The 14,311-nt window shown below is 71.7% G+C and carries 16 protein-coding genes; 6 read left to right on the top strand and 10 right to left on the bottom strand.

What is annotated here, in order from left to right:
• Window positions 1-123: 123 nt before the first annotated feature.
• Window positions 124-1,815 (bottom strand): glycoside hydrolase family 13 protein, encoded by a 1,692-nt coding sequence (locus tag ACTMVF_RS02060; RefSeq protein ID WP_441269202.1) that lies wholly within the window; start codon window positions 1,813-1,815, stop codon window positions 124-126.
• A gap of 263 nt (window positions 1,816-2,078) precedes the next feature.
• Here ACTMVF_RS02060 and ACTMVF_RS02055 point away from each other — a divergent pair, with 263 nt between their 5' ends.
• A complete protein-coding gene (locus tag ACTMVF_RS02055) occupies window positions 2,079-3,011 on the top strand; it encodes an LAETG motif-containing sortase-dependent surface protein (protein ID WP_441269201.1) in 933 nt (310 codons plus the stop codon).
• Between the two features lie 96 nt (window positions 3,012-3,107).
• Here ACTMVF_RS02055 and ACTMVF_RS02050 read toward each other — a convergent pair whose 3' ends face one another.
• The gene (locus tag ACTMVF_RS02050; RefSeq protein WP_441269200.1) at window positions 3,108-4,082 is read right to left on the bottom strand and encodes a nucleoside hydrolase; all 975 of its coding nucleotides are present in this window, start codon (window positions 4,080-4,082) and stop codon (window positions 3,108-3,110) included.
• A gap of 122 nt (window positions 4,083-4,204) precedes the next feature.
• A complete protein-coding gene (thrS, locus tag ACTMVF_RS02045) occupies window positions 4,205-5,467 on the bottom strand; it encodes a threonine--tRNA ligase (protein ID WP_441269199.1) in 1,263 nt (420 codons plus the stop codon).
• 256 nt (window positions 5,468-5,723) lie between these two features.
• On the opposite strand from thrS, the gene ACTMVF_RS02040 reads away from it, so the two are divergent.
• Both ACTMVF_RS02040 and ACTMVF_RS02035 read left to right on the top strand, forming a co-directional pair.
• Entirely contained in the window at window positions 5,724-6,572 is an 849-nt protein-coding gene (locus tag ACTMVF_RS02040; RefSeq protein ID WP_441269198.1) for a helix-turn-helix domain-containing protein, read from the top strand.
• Window positions 6,532-6,729 carry a DUF397 domain-containing protein gene (locus ACTMVF_RS02035; protein WP_441269197.1) on the top strand — a complete coding sequence of 66 codons (198 nt, stop codon included), beginning with the start codon at window positions 6,532-6,534 and terminating at the stop codon, window positions 6,727-6,729. Before ACTMVF_RS02040 ends, ACTMVF_RS02035 begins: the two co-directional genes overlap by 41 nt.
• Here the strand turns inward: ACTMVF_RS02035 and ACTMVF_RS02030 are convergent.
• A complete protein-coding gene (locus ACTMVF_RS02030; RefSeq protein WP_441269527.1) occupies window positions 6,693-6,917 on the bottom strand; it encodes an nSTAND1 domain-containing NTPase in 225 nt (74 codons plus the stop codon). The two genes, ACTMVF_RS02035 and ACTMVF_RS02030, sit on opposite strands and share 37 nt — an antisense overlap.
• A gap of 123 nt (window positions 6,918-7,040) precedes the next feature.
• Window positions 7,041-7,274, bottom strand: a complete 234-nt coding sequence (locus tag ACTMVF_RS02025) for a hypothetical protein (protein WP_441269196.1) — start codon at window positions 7,272-7,274, stop codon at window positions 7,041-7,043.
• Between the two features lie 319 nt (window positions 7,275-7,593).
• Between ACTMVF_RS02025 and ACTMVF_RS02020 the strand changes: the two genes are divergently transcribed.
• The 3 genes from ACTMVF_RS02020 (at window position 7,594) to ACTMVF_RS02010 (ending at window position 9,752) form a co-directional block, all read left to right on the top strand.
• A complete protein-coding gene (locus ACTMVF_RS02020; RefSeq protein WP_441269195.1) occupies window positions 7,594-8,244 on the top strand; it encodes a hypothetical protein in 651 nt (216 codons plus the stop codon).
• An 84-nt stretch (window positions 8,245-8,328) separates the two neighbouring features.
• The gene (locus ACTMVF_RS02015; RefSeq protein WP_441269194.1) at window positions 8,329-8,724 is read left to right on the top strand and encodes a barstar family protein; all 396 of its coding nucleotides are present in this window, start codon (window positions 8,329-8,331) and stop codon (window positions 8,722-8,724) included.
• Between the two features lie 236 nt (window positions 8,725-8,960).
• Window positions 8,961-9,752: a hypothetical protein gene (locus ACTMVF_RS02010; protein ID WP_441269193.1), complete on the top strand. Its 792-nt coding sequence runs from the start codon at window positions 8,961-8,963 to the stop codon at window positions 9,750-9,752.
• A gap of 59 nt (window positions 9,753-9,811) precedes the next feature.
• Here ACTMVF_RS02010 and ACTMVF_RS02005 read toward each other — a convergent pair whose 3' ends face one another.
• From ACTMVF_RS02005 to ACTMVF_RS01985, 5 genes are all read right to left on the bottom strand, one after another.
• The gene (locus tag ACTMVF_RS02005; RefSeq protein WP_441269192.1) at window positions 9,812-10,099 is read right to left on the bottom strand and encodes a ribosomal protein L7/L12; all 288 of its coding nucleotides are present in this window, start codon (window positions 10,097-10,099) and stop codon (window positions 9,812-9,814) included.
• A 50-nt stretch (window positions 10,100-10,149) separates the two neighbouring features.
• Window positions 10,150-10,890, bottom strand: a complete 741-nt coding sequence (locus ACTMVF_RS02000) for a GAF and ANTAR domain-containing protein (protein ID WP_441269191.1) — start codon at window positions 10,888-10,890, stop codon at window positions 10,150-10,152.
• Window positions 10,891-11,026: 136 nt separating this feature from the next.
• Window positions 11,027-11,830 carry a TIGR03943 family putative permease subunit gene (locus tag ACTMVF_RS01995; RefSeq protein ID WP_441269526.1) on the bottom strand — a complete coding sequence of 268 codons (804 nt, stop codon included), beginning with the start codon at window positions 11,828-11,830 and terminating at the stop codon, window positions 11,027-11,029.
• Window positions 11,827-12,831 (bottom strand): permease, encoded by a 1,005-nt coding sequence (locus ACTMVF_RS01990; RefSeq protein ID WP_441269190.1) that lies wholly within the window; start codon window positions 12,829-12,831, stop codon window positions 11,827-11,829. The genes ACTMVF_RS01995 and ACTMVF_RS01990 overlap by 4 nt, the downstream gene beginning before the upstream one ends.
• A 68-nt stretch (window positions 12,832-12,899) precedes the next feature.
• The gene (locus ACTMVF_RS01985) at window positions 12,900-14,270 is read right to left on the bottom strand and encodes a helix-turn-helix domain-containing protein (RefSeq protein WP_441269189.1); all 1,371 of its coding nucleotides are present in this window, start codon (window positions 14,268-14,270) and stop codon (window positions 12,900-12,902) included.
• Window positions 14,271-14,311: the final 41 nt, after the last annotated feature.

The raw sequence follows: 14,311 nt of genomic DNA, 5'->3' as shown, positions 1-14,311 counted from the left end.
TCCGGATCCTTGGGCAGCGGGCGGGCGCTGCCCGGTTCGCCACGCGAGCGACCCGCGCCTCTCACTCGGACGGCGTCGGCGCGTGCCGCCGGCCGGGCCTGCCCGGGCCTGTCCGCGCGACCTCTACGCCAGCCAGACCGTCGTGTCCGGCCCCAGCAGCCGCCCCTCCAGCGGCCCGCTGCCGATCAGCACCTCCCCCGGCGGCAGCTCGACCGCCGTACCGGAGAGGTTGGCCACGCACCGCCAGCCGTCCGAGCGGGCGAAGTGCAGGACGCCGGGCGGGCTGTCCGGGGCCCACTCCAGCTCCTCCCCCGCCAGGAGCTTGCGGCGCAGGCGCAGGGCCTTGCGGTAGAGCTCCAGGGTGGAGCCCTCGACGCCGTCCTGGGCCTCCACGGCGTACGCCGCGAAGCCCGACGGCTGGGGCAGCCAGGACCCGCCCGCGCCGAAGCCGTACGACGGTCCCGTCATCGTCCACGGCAGCGGCACCCGGCAGCCGTCGCGGCCCTTGCGGACGCGGCCCGTCTGTTCCCAGATCGGGTCCTGGAGGACCTCGACGGGCAGGTCGGCGACCTCGGGCAGGCCGAGTTCCTCGCCCTGGTAGACGTACGACGAACCGGGCAGCGCGAGCATGAGGAGGGTCGCGGCGCGGGCCCGGCGCAGGCCGGCGGACTCGTCGACGGCCGGTGCGCGCCCGCCGGAGAGGAGCCAGGCGTTGTCGTCGGTGCCGGGCGGGAGCATCAGGCGGGAGGTGTGGCGTACGACGTCGTGGTTGGACAGGACCCAGGTCGCCGAGGCGCCCGCCGCGCGGGCCGTGGCGAGGGAGTCGGTGATGACCCGCTTCAGCTCCTCCGCGTCCCAACCGGCTTGCAGGTACTCGAAGTTGAACGCCTGGCCCAGTTCGTCCGGGCGGGCGTACAGGGCGCGGCGGGCGGCCGGGTTCACCCAGGCCTCGGCGACCGCCATGCGGGGCGGGCGGTAGGCATCGAGGATCTTGCGCCAGTCGCGGTAGATCTCGTGGACCTCGTCGCGGTCGTAGAAGGGGTGGGTGCCGGGCTCGAACCGCGGGAGCGCGTCCTCGTGGCTGAGCTCCGGGGCGCCGAGGTCGCGCAGCGGCTCGCTCAGGTCCTTGGCTAGCGCGTGGGCCACGTCGACGCGGAAGCCGTCGACGCCGCGGTCGGACCAGAAGCGCAGGGTGGTGCGGAAGTCGGCGCGGACGTCGTCGTTCTCCCAGTTCAGGTCGGGCTGTTGGGGAGTGAAGAGGTGCAGGTACCACTGGCCGTCGGGGACGCGGCGCCAGGCGCTGCCGCCGAAGACGGACTGCCAGTCGCTGGGCGGGAGTTCGCCGTGCGGGCCGCGGCCGTCGCGGAAGACGTAGCGGTCGCGGGCGGGTGAGCCGGGGCCGGCCCGCAGCGCCTCCTGGAACCAGACGTGCTGGTGCGAGGTGTGGTTGGGGACCAGGTCGACGATGACTTTCAGGCCGAGGCGGTGGGCCTCGGCGGTCATGGCGTCGAAGTCGTCGAGGGTGCCCAGGCGCGGGTCGACGTCGCGGTAGTCGGCGACGTCATAGCCGCCGTCGGCCAGCTCGGAGGGGTAGAAGGGGCTGAGCCACAGGGCGTCCACGCCGAGGGCAGCGAGGTGATTCAGGCGCTGGGTGACGCCCTTGAGGTCACCGAGCCCGTCGCCGTCGCCGTCGGCGAAGCTGCGGGGGTAGACCTGGTAGATGACGGCCTGGCGCCACCAGTCGGGGTTGCGGGACGAGAGGTCGGGGGAGCCAGGGGAGTCGGGGGTGTCGGGCGTGGGGGTGCGGACGGTCACGCGGACTCCTCGTGGTGGGTACGGGCGGGTGCATACGGACGACAGTGAGAACTCTGTCCACTTGGCCGGAAAAGCGAACACCACGAAGTGCGGAATAGATCATTCCCCGCGTGACGCAATCGTGATTGACCTTTGAACTTCCCTTGCGTTCCCGCAGGTTGACAGCGTTCTCCCGTCGCCCGACGATGTGCTCACGCTGTGGCGCATGTGACCAATGAGCCCAGCGATTCTTCTTCGAACACTCACCCCACGATGGGATACGCATGTCCATAGCGAGACGTGTCATGGCGCGACGCCTCCTGGGGACGGGCGCCGCGTCGTTCGTCCTGTGCGCGGCCACCGTCGCCTCCGCCTCCGGCGCCTGGGCCACCGGTTCGCACGGCGGCGACGGCTGGAAGTCCGGCGGCACCTACCAGCCCGGCACCGGCGCCGGCACGGAGACGGCCACCGACCGCTGCCAGTTCTCGCTCGACGGCACGAACTTCTACGACTCGGTCAAGGTCGACGACCAGAACCTGAAGGTCACCGACGACGGCAAGGTCCACATCACGGTCCGCGCCGCCGCCGACGCCACGACCTGCACCGCCTCGCTCGCCTCCTACCTCGCCCACGGCCCGACCTTCGCCACCTCCGGCGAGCAGGTCTTCGTCGACTTCGACACGGTCACGGTCAAGCCCGGCGGCACCGACACCCTCGACATCGCCGTCCCGGACGCGGGCTGCTTCGCGCAGATCGACCTCTACCGGGGCGCGGTGAAGTTCGACGGCAAGCTCGACGCGAACGACGGCTTCGTCCACGGTGACCTGCCCAAGGGCCCGGACCGCCCGGTCATCAAGGACAAGCTGATCGCGGCCTGGAACGGCGGCACGAAGGACTGCACGACCGAGCCGCCGGCGACCGAGGAGCCGCCGACCACGCCGCCGGCCGAGCCGTCGGAGCCCGCGTCGGAGGAGCCGTCGACCCCGGCGGAGGAGACGACACCGCCGGCCTCGGAGACCCCGTCGACCGAGACCCCGGCCCCGGAGCCCTCCGAGTCGACGTCCGCCCCGGCGCCCTCCCCCAACGGCGGCGGTGACCTCGCCGAGACCGGCGGCAGCAGCGCGACCGGCCCGATCGCCATCGGCGCGGTGGTGCTGGTGGCGGGCGGCGCAGCGTTCGTCGTGGCGTCGAAGCGGCGTCGTACGGCGCGTTCCTGATCAACGGCATGTGAAGGGGCCCGGGGTGAACACCCCGGGCCCCTTCGCTGCGTGACAGCGCGTCAGGCGCCTTCCGCCGTCAGACGCGTTCCCCCGTCAGACGCGTTCCACCGTCGCCAGGTACAGCTGCACGAAGCGGGCCACGTCCACGTCCAACGCCACGTCCACCAGGGTCTGTTCGCGCATGCCGGTGTGGATCTCGGACTCGCCGGGGCGGGGGCGGCGGTCGACGAGCGTCTGGCCTCGGGTGGGGCCGGGGGCGAGGGAGACCTCGACGGGGAGGAGGCGGGTGGTGATGCCCGCCGGGTCCACGACCGTGCAGACCGCGCCCGCGTCGCCGATGCCGCCGGCCTCGGAGTCGGCGTCGACGTCCGGCGTGGCCGGGCGGTGGGCCAGCAGGTCGCCGGCGAGCCGGGCGCCGGGTTCCGTGCTCGCCCGCAGGCGCCGTACGTCCGCCCCCGGGACCACGACCTGCTGGAAGACGTCCAGGCCGTACATGGTGATCGGCACCCCGGCCGTGAGCAGGATCGCGGCCGCCTCCGGGTCGTGCCACACGTTGAACTCCGCGACCGGCGTGGCGTTCCCGCAGGCCACCGCGCCGCCCATGAAGACGATCCGCTCGATGTTGTCGGTCACCTCCGGGTGCGTGCGCAGCAGCAGGGCGATGTTGGTGAGGGGCGCGGTGGGGACGAGGGTGACCGGGCGCGGGGACGCCAGGATCTCGCGGCGCAGCAGCGTCACCGCGTCCACGTCGGCCGGGGCGCGGGTCGGGGCGGGCAGGCCGAGGTCGCCCATGCCGTCGTCGCCGTGCACATGCCGCGCCGAGCGTGCGAGCTCGATCAGCGGGACCCCGGCGCCCCGCGCGACGGGGATGTCGGGGGCGCCGGCCTGCTCCAGGACGGTGAGGGTGTTGCGTACGACGCCGTCCACGTCCGTGTTGCCCGCCACACAGGTGACCGCGCGCAGGTCGAGCCCCGGATGGCGTACGGCGAACAGCAGCGCCAGGGCGTCGTCGACACCGGTGTCGCAGTCGATGATCACCGGGATGGGCTGCCCTTCGGCGTTCGTCACGGCGGGGTTCCTCTCACGGGCGGCGGCTCTGCGGTGGCGGGGTCCGGTGAAGCGACCTTACGGTGTGATGCAGGTGGAGTGCGTCGCCGTATGGCGTCGTCGTACGGCTTGTGCGTGCGGCGTCATGCGGCGTCCACCACCGCGTCCCACAGCTCCGGGCCGCGCGCCGCCACCCGAGCGGCGATCCGGCCGAGCAGCTCCGCGGCGGGTACGGCGCCCGGCCTGCGCCCCTCCCGCAGTCGTACGGCCACGAGGTCACCGTCCGCCGCGGCCTCCCGCTCCCCGATGACCGCCTGGTACGGCACGAGGCGTGCCGCGCGGATGCGGGCGCCGAGGGTGCCGCGCTCGGGACCGGCGAGTTCCGCGCGCAGGCCCTGGTCGAGGGCCCTGCGATGCAGCCGCTGGGCCGGTGCGAGCTGGGCCTCCGACACGGGCAGGATCAGCAGTTGCACCGGGGCGAGCCAGGCCGGGAAGGCGCCGCCGTGCTGTTCGATGAGGTGGGCGACCACTCGTTCGACGCTGCCGATGATGCTGCGGTGGACCATGACCGGGCGGTGCTTGGCGCCGTCGGGGCCGATGTAGTGCAGGTCGAAGCGTTCGGGCTGGTGGAAGTCGATCTGCACGGTGGAGAGGGTCGCCTCACGGCCCGCCGGGTCGGCGATCTGGACGTCGATCTTGGGACCGTAGAACGCCGCCTCGCCCTCGGCATCCTCGTACGGGATGCCGGAGGCGTCGAGGGCCTCGCGGAGCAGGGCGGTGGCCCGCCGCCACAGCTCGGGGTCGGCGACGTACTTGCCGCTGCCGGCGCCCGCGCCGGGGAGCGAGAGACGGTGGCGTACGGCCCGGATCCCCAGGTCGGCGTAAGCGCGGGTGATGAGTTTCAGCGCGGCGCGGGCCTCGTCCACCACCTGGTCCAGGGTGCAGAAGACATGGGCGTCGTTGAGCTGGATCGCCCGGACGCGGGTGAGGCCGCCCAGGACCCCCGACAGCTCGGAGCGGTACATGCCGCCCAACTCGGCCATCCGGAAGGGCAGTTCGCGGTAGCTGTGGGCGCGGGAGCGGTAGATCAGGGCGTGGTGGGGGCAGAGGCTGGGGCGCAGGACGAGCTGCTCGGCGGTGTTTTCCGCACCGCCGAGGTCCATCGGCGGGAACATGTCGTCGCTGTAGTGCGACCAGTGCCCGGAGATCTCGTACAGCTCCCGCTTGCCGAGGACCGGTGAGTACACATGCCGGTACCCGGCCGCCCGCTCGGCCTCCCGGACGTACTCCTCCAGGGTGTGCCGTACGACGGCGCCGTCGGGCAGCCAGTACGGGAGTCCCGCGCCCATCAGCGGGTCGGTGTCGAACAGGTCGAGTTCGCGGCCGAGGCGGCGGTGGTCGTGCATGGCTACTCCTCCAGGGGATACGGACGAGCACCCACGACGAAGCCCCGGGGCACTCGCCCCGGGGCTTCGGATTCGCTCAGGTGTCAGCGCGCCGGGACGGGGTCCGGCGTCGTCGTGAGGGACGGGATGGCGCGCTGCATGCCGGGACCGTAACAGGGGGTGGGCGGGGATGTCGCGATGATTTCCCGATTCACATCACCACTGTGAAGCCGTGCGGTTACGCTCAGCTACAGACCGGACTCTGGGGGTGCCCGCCTTGGTTCACATTCGTCAACTCGACCCCACTGCTTCGCCGTTGGACTACTACGGCTGGGAGCTGAGGAGAAGGAGGGAGGAAGCGGGGCTGACCCTGAAGCAGTTGGGCTCGATCGTCTTCTGCACGGGGTCGTTGATCGGCCAGATCGAGACGACGCTGAAGGTGCCGACGCGGCCGTTCTCCGAGCGGGTGGACGTGGCGCTGGGAACGGACGGGTGCTTCTCGCGGCTGGTGGGGCTGGTGCTGCGCAGCCAGCTGCCGACGTGGTTCCAGCCGTTCGCGGACATGGAGGCGAAGGCGACGTACATCTCCACGTATCAGAGCCAGCTGGTGTACGGGCTTCTCCAGACGAAGGCGTACGCGGCGGCGCTGCTGTGCGTGGACCACCCCGACAAGGTCGAGGAGATGGTCGCCGCCCGTATGGATCGGCAGCGCATCCTGGAGCGCGAACAGCCGCCCGCGCTTTGGGTGATCCTGGACGAGTCGGTGCTGTACCGGATGGTCGGCGACCGGGACGTCATGCGCGAGCAACTCGCCCACCTGTTGAGCTTCCGGAACAACCAGTCGGTGCACATCCAGGTGCTGCCGTACTCCGTGGGTGCGCACACCGGGATGATGGGCTCGTTCACCCTCCTACGCTTCGACGAGCACCCCGACCTCTTCTACTGCGAGAGCTACGACCAAGGGCACATGACCCCCAACCCGCAAGTTATTAGGGAACGTTCCGTCGGATACGCTCGCTTGCAGGCTGGCGCCCTCTCGCCCGAGGACTCGGCCAACATGATCGCCCGCGTGATGGAGGAACGCTATGGACACCAGCAAGCAGCTGAAGGCCGCGACGTGGCGTAAGTCCAGCTACAGCGGCACCAGCGGCGGCGAGTGCGTCGAGGTCGCCGCCCTCACCCCCCGCATAGCCGTCCGCGACTCCAAGAACCCCGAGCACGGCACCCTCACGCTCTCCCCGGAGGCCTACGCCGCCTTCATCGGCCACGTCCGCAGGCCGTGACCGGCACGACCTTCTGGACCTCCCACCGCACCACCCAGTCCGCGGCTCCGTCGTGGCGGGACGCGGCCCCGGCGCGACGATCCGCAGCACCCCGGACGGTCGCGGCGGGCGATCTCCCTGCGCAGGCAGGGAATCAGCCTCGCCCGCAACAGTGAGGACTTCCCGCTCCCGGACGCCCCGAACAGCACCACGAACCGGTGCCCACACACCTGCTGCCGCAGCTTGGTCAGGCCCCGGTACGGCGGCGGCCCGTCGTCCTCTTTCTCCACCGGAGCCCGGTTGACCTCGGCCTCCGCCTCCTTCCAGCGCGGCTACCACTCCTCCGGGTCGCCCCCGCACGCCCGCACGTACCCCTGGACGACGGCGAGCGACGACAGCCGTTCCCCCGGCCGCCGCCTGGGACAGCGTCGTCGCCGAGAAGCCGACGCCTCCACCATGACCCGGTACGACGGACCGCCCGCGGCCCGGCGCAGCTCCCGCAGCTCGTGGGGGAGCCACTGCACGGCACCTGCCTCCGGGTCCACGAATTTCTCCGGACGCCCCATGGGTCCACCTCCCATTCACGACACACCCAGCCAAAAAGACATCGCGGGTCATACGTCCTGCTAGATGCCGATCCGGCACAGACCGCGCCCCGGGCGGCTGTGCGTTGATGACAGTGGGCGACCGGGAGGCGAACAAACCCGGCGGCGCCGGCGAGTTTGATTGCCCAGCTGAAGTGACGTGCCGATCAATGTTCCGGTTGCCAGTCTCGGTGGCAGAACCGGTTGTTCCGCGGTCTGCGGGCGCCCGGTTCCGGCCATTACCCACCCCCCTCATGTCTGGAGCACCATCGTGCGTTTGGAACGAGTCCAGGAAGAAGACGTGTCCTCCTCTCTTGCCGAGGCGTCCGCGCCTGACACGGAAGCCCGCAGGAAGGCCCGGCTGCGGGGCCACCACCGCGTCCTCGCCATAGTGGGCGTGCTGCTCAGCCTCATGACCGGTGTATTGACGACGGCGGGCACCGCGAGCGCCCAGCCGTCACAGCAGTGCTCCGCGGTCTGCCAGGCGCCGGCGGGCTTTACCCAGCAGTCCTGGAACAACGTCCTCGGGTGGGCGCACTACTGGGCGAACCACAACGTGAACTGGGGCGCGGTGAACTGGCACAACAGCACGGCCTACTACCGCATCGACTCGACTCCGGGTCGGGGATGGCCGAGCCACAGCAACCCCAGGTCCTGGTACTCGACCGGGTCTCAGGCCAACAACAACGTGAGGTACATCTTCATCGGCGGCCAGTACCGGGACAACAGCCACGCGCTCCAGAACGAGGAGATGTACCGCGGCGTGGCTGCGGGCAACGCTGTGGGCGGCGCGAACACCGTCTACGAGGAGTACGACATGGCGTCCTTCACCACCCCGGGTGGTCAGGGTGTGAACCGCGGCGCCATCCGGATGGTGCGCAACACGATTAGCGGCCACGTCTACGTCACGTTCGACCACTACAGCACGTTCTACTTCGTCGGCCGCTTCTGAGTTCGGCGGTCGAGGACACCAGTAGGCGTCGGCCGCACGGGACGTGCGGCCGACGCCGCTGCCATCCGACAAGGAGAAATTGAAATGAGCACGGCAACATGGATTCTTCCGCTGACCGCCGCAGCGGGCGAAGTGCAGGCAAGGAGGGGCGTGCGCGGCTCTCACTGCCGCACCAGCCGGGACCTGTTCACCGAATGGGCCGCCGCGCTCGGTTTCCCGGACCACTTCGGCCACAACTGGGACGCCTTCCGCGACTGCCTGCTCGACGTGGTGCAGGACACAGTGCAGGCGTCCTCGCTGCCACTCACGATCGTCGTCCGCGAGGCAGATCAGCTTCTTGCCGACGAGCCCGAGAGCGTACTGGTGGTCTTCCTGGAGATTCTGGGCGAAGCCGGAGGCGGCACCGCACCGCGGCTGCTGCTGCTCGTCGACGACACTCCGGACGGGCTCGCCCGCCTGGTGGAAGCCATCCCCTCCTGATCCGGACCCGACTGGAGCAGGCCCCTCGTCCAAGCCGCGACGGCCCGGGTGCTCCCGCACCCGGCCGCATGAAGTGGCTGTGACCAGCACATTCGATACACGCCCTCGGGCCTGTCGGCGCTGTCGCCGTCACCCGGACGGACCGGCGCGCTGGTGGTCGTACTCCCGTGATGGTGCCTTAAGAACACGCACCCGATCTTGAGCGCACCCTCGACCCCCAGCACAGGAGGCTCGCGATGCCCCGTCCCCCGGCCCGCGCCGTCATCGCCTCGACGCTCTCCGCAGCCAGCCTGCTGACCACCGCCTCCGGCTGCTCCCTCGCCCAGCCGGACAGGACGGTCTCGGGTGTCCCCGCCGCGGTCTCGCCCGCGGACACCGCCACCGGGCCCCCGACCCCGGCGGCCGCCCCGACCCTCACCGAGGCGCAGGCGCGGGCCGCGCTCATCAGTGAGGCCGATCTCGGGGAGCCCTGGGTTCCCACCCAGGGCGTCGCCACCTGGCGGGACGCCATGCTGAAGGCGAGCGCCGAGTCGGCCGAGTGCCGGCGGTTGCTGGACGCCCTGTACACGGAGGAGCTGTTCGGGCCGGACGCCAGTACGCGCGCCTCGGTCGGGCTGGACGACGAGTACGACGAGGCCCAGCTGCGCTACCAGGTCGTGGCCCACCGGCCGGACGAGGTGGACCGGACGCTGGAGTGGCTCGGCAGCCTGCCGGACACGTGCGGGCAGTTCATGGCGAGGACCGCGCGGGGCGGGATGATGACCGTGGAGGTCGGCGAGGCGCAGATGCCGGAGGTCGGCGACGCCCGGCGGGGTCTGCACATCGTCCTCAGTGGCGTCTCCGAGTACGAGGACGAGGAGCCGCCCACGCTCACCCTCCACGTCGCCGTCGTCCGCGTCGGCGACGACGTGATCACCGTCACCAACGGCGGCCTCGGCGAGGTACCGGGCGACGCCACCCTGGCCGCCGTCGAACTGGGCGCCCAACGCCTGGCGGAGGTCAGGAAACGGGGGCGGGTGGAGGTCTGACCGCTCGGTCAGATCATGGGCTCGGTCAGATCATGGGCTCGGTCAGACCATGCGCTCGGTCAGGCCATGCGCTCGGCGAGACGCTCGACCGCGTCCTTGGCCTCCTTCAGGCCCTCCCCGGTGATCTCCCGATAGACCTTGATCGCCTCGATCTTCTTGCCGTTCCGCAGGAGCGCGAGGACCTCGTCCATGCGGGGCTCGTCGGCCTGCAGCCCCAAGTGGTCGAGAACCAGGTCGAGTTTGCGCTCGACCCGGGCAACTCGCTGATCCGTCCGGGAAATCCTGCTCTGGATGGTGATGATGCCCGCGAACGCGGCCAGCACGAGGAAGAGACCCACTATGTCCATGATCGACGATCATAGGTGAGCCCGCAGGGCCCCGCAGGGCCCACTCCGGCCTACTCCCGGTCGAACCGCAACCGGTGTTCCACCACGTCCCGTGCCGCGTCGAGTGCCGTGCTTCCGTCCGCGAAGGCGTGGGCCCGTAGCCGTGCCAGTGCCTCGTCCGTGCCGACGCCCAGCTGGGCCATGATCATGCCGGTGGCCTGGTAGACCTGGTCATGGTCGGCGGCGAGGCCGCTCAGCCACTGTTCGTCCTGGTCGCCCGCGTCCTCCGCGCGCGGCAGTGCCATCAGCGCCACCGTCATCATCCCGGCCACCAGCCGTGCCGTCCGCAGGTCCCGGTCGGTGAGGTCGCCGGGGGTGTCCCGGTAGAGGTCGAGCGTGCCCACGCACACCGTGTCGTTGCCCAGCGGCATCGAGTACACCGCCCGCACCCCGGCGGCCGTGGCCTGCTGGGCGAAGACCGGCCAGCGCAGGACGTCCCGCCCGGCCGTCAGATCACAGGCCAGCACCGGCGCACCGCTCTGTGCGGCGGACTGGCAGGGGCCGTCGCCCAAGGTGGCCTGGATCTCGGTCACATACGCGGCCTGCGCACTGCTCGCGCCCAGCTGGACGGGCATGCCGTCGCTGTGCAGCGACACGCTCGCGCCGGTCACGGGCAGCAGCTCCACGGCGACGTCGCACAGCCGCGCCGGGATCTCGCCGGGGCCCGCACCGCGTACGCCTTCGGCGATCGCGTCCGTGGCACCGGTCCACTCGCGTCCCCGCTCATCACGATGACCGTCTTTGGGCCGCACGGCAGCCTCCTCATCATGAGAGCGGCCTGCTTGTCCAGGGCCCTCGGGTGGTCGTACCACCCGCTCACCCGGACGCCGCCCGACTACCCGTGGCCCGCCCCGCGAAACCCCGCCGACCGCCGCGCGGCGACCGCCTCTACCGTTTCTCGTACGGGTTCGCGGGCTGCGCGATCCGCCGCACCGACGCCGCGTCCAGGACGGGCGGCCATGCCGCCTCCGTGCCGAGAGCGCCCTTGGGGTGCCAGATGCCGGTGACGGTGACCCAGGCGTCGACGGGCGGGGCGTCCGCGACCCGGATCTCGACCTTGCCGGTGGTGGCGTCGGCGGCACAGCAGGCGACGAAGAGGCGGGTGACGTACCAGGTGCCGTCGTCGTCGCGGGTGACGAAGCCGGTCAGCCGGACCGTGCGGCCGGCCAGCGACCGTCCGCTGTCGTAGATCGCCCGGGAACTGAACTCCGCCACCGTCAGCTCCACCGGGTTCCCGGCCACCAGCGCCGGGAAGGCCCCGACCCCTTGCGCCACTCGCTGCGCCGCCTCGCGTTCGGCGCTGTAGGAGCCGAGCGCGGGGGGCGGGAAGAGGAGGAGGGCGAGGGCGGGGAGGGTGAGGAGCCAGGCGATACGCGGGCTGTGGCTGTGGTCGTGCTTGTGTTCCTGCTCGTTGTCGTGGCTGTGGTCGTGCTCGTGATCCTGCTGGTCGTCGTGGCTGTGGTCGTGCTCGTGATCCTGCTGGTCGTCGGGGCCGTGGTCGTCCTCTTCCGGCCGCTCTCGTCCTCGTACGGCCGCCGCCACTGCCAGCGCGATGAGCACGAAACCGGACACGACCAGGTAGGGCCGTAGCCCTGCCTGCACATACCGCAGGTACAGCTCGCTGAAGAGCGAGATCCGCAGGATCGCCGCGCCCGTCAGGAGCAGCAGCACCGTCGGCCCGTAGCGCCTCACAGCAGCCACCACCCCACCAGCACACTGCTCGCCACGGCCACCACCCAGGTCACGGACGAGAACCGCACGGCGAAGGACCGCCCGAACGTCCCCGCCTGGAGGGCGATCAGCTTCAGGTCCACCATCGGCCCGACCACCATGAAAGCCAGCCGCGCGGTCGGCGAGAAGCCGCTCAGGGAGGCGGCGACGAACGCGTCCGCCTCGCTGCACACGCACAGGACGACCGCCAGCAGCGCCAGGAGCAGCACCGACAGCCACACCGACCCGGTGAAGAGATCCAGCACCGACCTCGGCACCGCGATGTTGAACGTCGCCGCGGCCGCCGCGCCGAGGACGAGGAAGCCGCCCGCGTGCAGGAAGTCGTGCTGCAGCCCGGCGGTGAAGGCGCGCGGGCCGGTGGCGGTGGGGTCGGTGTGCCGTTTGGGTGGGCGCAGCCACTCCTCGCGGCCGAACCGGGCCCACAGCCAGCCCATCACCACGGCTGTGGCCAGCGAGGCGACGAGGCGGGCGAGGACCATCTTCGGCTGACCGGGGAAGGCGACGGAGGTGGCGACCAGGACGACCGGGTTGATGGCGGGGGCGGAGAGGAGGAAGGCGAGGGCGGCCGCGGGGGCGACGCCGCGCCGCATCAGGCTCCCGGCCACCGGCACGGAGGCGCACTCGCAGCCCGGCAGGACGACACCGGCCGCCCCGGCGACGGGGACGGCGAGCGCCTGGTTGCGGGGCAGGAGTCGGCTGAAGACCTTCTCCGGTACGAAGGCGCCGATCGCCGCCGAGACGACCGTGCCGAGCAGCAGGAACGGCACGCCCTGCACCGCGATCGCCGTGAAGACGGTCCACCAGGCGGCGACGGGCGGCGTGTAGAGGTCGAGCGCGAGCGTCGGCCCGAGGACCGAGACGACCGTGACGATGGCGATGAGCGCGGCGCCGCCGAGCACGGCGTACACGAGCGCGCGCACGCCGGGTCGCAGGCCGTCGGCCACGGTCCGTTGGTTCTGCACGCTGTCCCCACCTGTCGAATGTCCACGCGCAGGCTAACCGGTGGCACCTGTGCGCGGGCTTGGGTTCCTCACAGAGGAGGCTGTGCGGGGGCCGGGCCGAGGGTGGTGGTGCCGGGGGCCGTGCGGTGGCCGAGGCCCGTGCGGTACGCGTCCAGGGCCGCCTCCACCCGTCCCGTGCGGCGGAGCAGGTCGCCGAGGAGGCGGCACAGGTCGGCCAGGTCACCGGCCGCGCCCGCCCGCTCCAGGAGGCTGAGGGCGCGGACGTAGTGCTCCTCGGCGGTCTCGGTGTCGTGGGCGTCCTCGGCGATGATGCCGAGGAGGCGGTGGGCGGCTGCGGCGTGCAGGGCGCCGCGTTCGGGACCGAGAGCCTGTCCGCGAACTCCTGGGTCGTCGAGGACCTCGTGGAGGAGGGCGGCGGCCTCCTCGGACTTGCCGCGCCGGTGCAGTACGTCGGCGAGTTCGACGGCGACCTGGCTGGTGTAGAGGGCGGCGCGCTGGGCGGTGAGCATGGAGCGGGCCTCGCGCAGTTCGGCCTCGGCGCGCTCCAGTTCGCCGTTCTGGGCGTAGACGTAGCCGCGCATCCAGTGGCAGTTGGCGAGTTCGGTACGGATCTGGAGTTGCCGGTACAGCTCGGCGGCCTTGGCGAGGGAGGCGTCGGCCTCGGCGATCCGCCCTTCGGCGAGGAGGGTGCGGGCGACGGACCGGTGCATACGGGCGACCAGGGCCGGTTCCGCCGCCTGCGGGGCGAGGGCGAGGGCGTACTCGGCGGCCTGGGCGGCGCGGGCGTGGGCGCCCATGTCCATGTAGGGGCCGATGACACTGGTGTAGAGCAGGAGCAGGGCGTCGGGGTCGTGCAGTCCGCCGCGGTTCAGCTCGTCGAGGGTGGATTCGAGGAGGTAGACGGCGTATCGCAGCTCCCCGGCGAGGTAGTGGGAGACGGCGCGCCCGCGCAGGGCCGGGACGCGGGCGGGGAGCGGGGCGTCGGCCTGGGCGAGGACCTGCTCGGCCCGCTCGAAGTGGCGCCGGGCGGAGGTGAGTTCACCCCTGTCGATGCCGCACTCACCGAGCCCCAGCAGCGCGACCGCCCGCTCCTCGGCGAACCCGTGCGTCTCCGCCTCCGCGAGCAGTGCGGCGTACTGCTCGGCCGCCGTCTCGGCTTCGCCGGTGGCGAGGGCGCGTTGGGCCTCGGTCAGCCTCAGGCGCAGGTCCGTGACGAGGTGGGCGGGGCGCCCGGTGGCGAGTTCCTCGAAGGCGACGCCGAGCCGCTCGGCGATGTGCCGTAACGCGTCGTCGGAGGCGCGGACGCGGCCCGCCTCCAGGGTGGAGACGTACGCGGGGGTGTACGCCGGTTCCGCCAGCTGCCGCTGGGTCAGCCCCCGGTCGGCCCGCAGTCGCTGCACCCTTCGCCCGATGGTCTCCGGATCGTCACGGTCCGCCATCGCTCAACGCCCCCCACCTCGTCCAACTCCCCCTGTGACCC

Source organism: Streptomyces sp. SD31, from assembly GCF_052068475.1.
GTDB lineage: Bacteria > Actinomycetota > Actinomycetes > Streptomycetales > Streptomycetaceae > Streptomyces.
The sequence above is the reverse complement of the archived record's forward strand: the minus strand, read 5'-3'. Positions and strand labels throughout refer to the sequence as shown.

What these genes read in the sequence shown, in the direction of transcription:
- ACTMVF_RS02055 (WP_441269201.1), top strand. Translation starts at nt 2,079, where the DNA reads ATGTCCATAGCGAGACGTGTCATGGCGCGACGCCTCCTGGGGACGGGC.
- thrS (WP_441269199.1), bottom strand. Translation starts at nt 5,467, where the DNA reads ATGCACGACCACCGCCGCCTCGGCCGCGAACTCGACCTGTTCGACACC.
- ACTMVF_RS02035 (WP_441269197.1), top strand. Translation starts at nt 6,532, where the DNA reads ATGGACACCAGCAAGCAGCTGAAGGCCGCGACGTGGCGTAAGTCCAGC.
- ACTMVF_RS02025 (WP_441269196.1), bottom strand. Translation starts at nt 7,274, where the DNA reads ATGGGGCGTCCGGAGAAATTCGTGGACCCGGAGGCAGGTGCCGTGCAG.
- ACTMVF_RS02015 (WP_441269194.1), top strand. Translation starts at nt 8,329, where the DNA reads ATGAGCACGGCAACATGGATTCTTCCGCTGACCGCCGCAGCGGGCGAA.
- ACTMVF_RS02010 (WP_441269193.1), top strand. Translation starts at nt 8,961, where the DNA reads ATGCCCCGTCCCCCGGCCCGCGCCGTCATCGCCTCGACGCTCTCCGCA.
- ACTMVF_RS02005 (WP_441269192.1), bottom strand. Translation starts at nt 10,099, where the DNA reads ATGGACATAGTGGGTCTCTTCCTCGTGCTGGCCGCGTTCGCGGGCATC.
- ACTMVF_RS01985 (WP_441269189.1), bottom strand. Translation starts at nt 14,270, where the DNA reads ATGGCGGACCGTGACGATCCGGAGACCATCGGGCGAAGGGTGCAGCGA.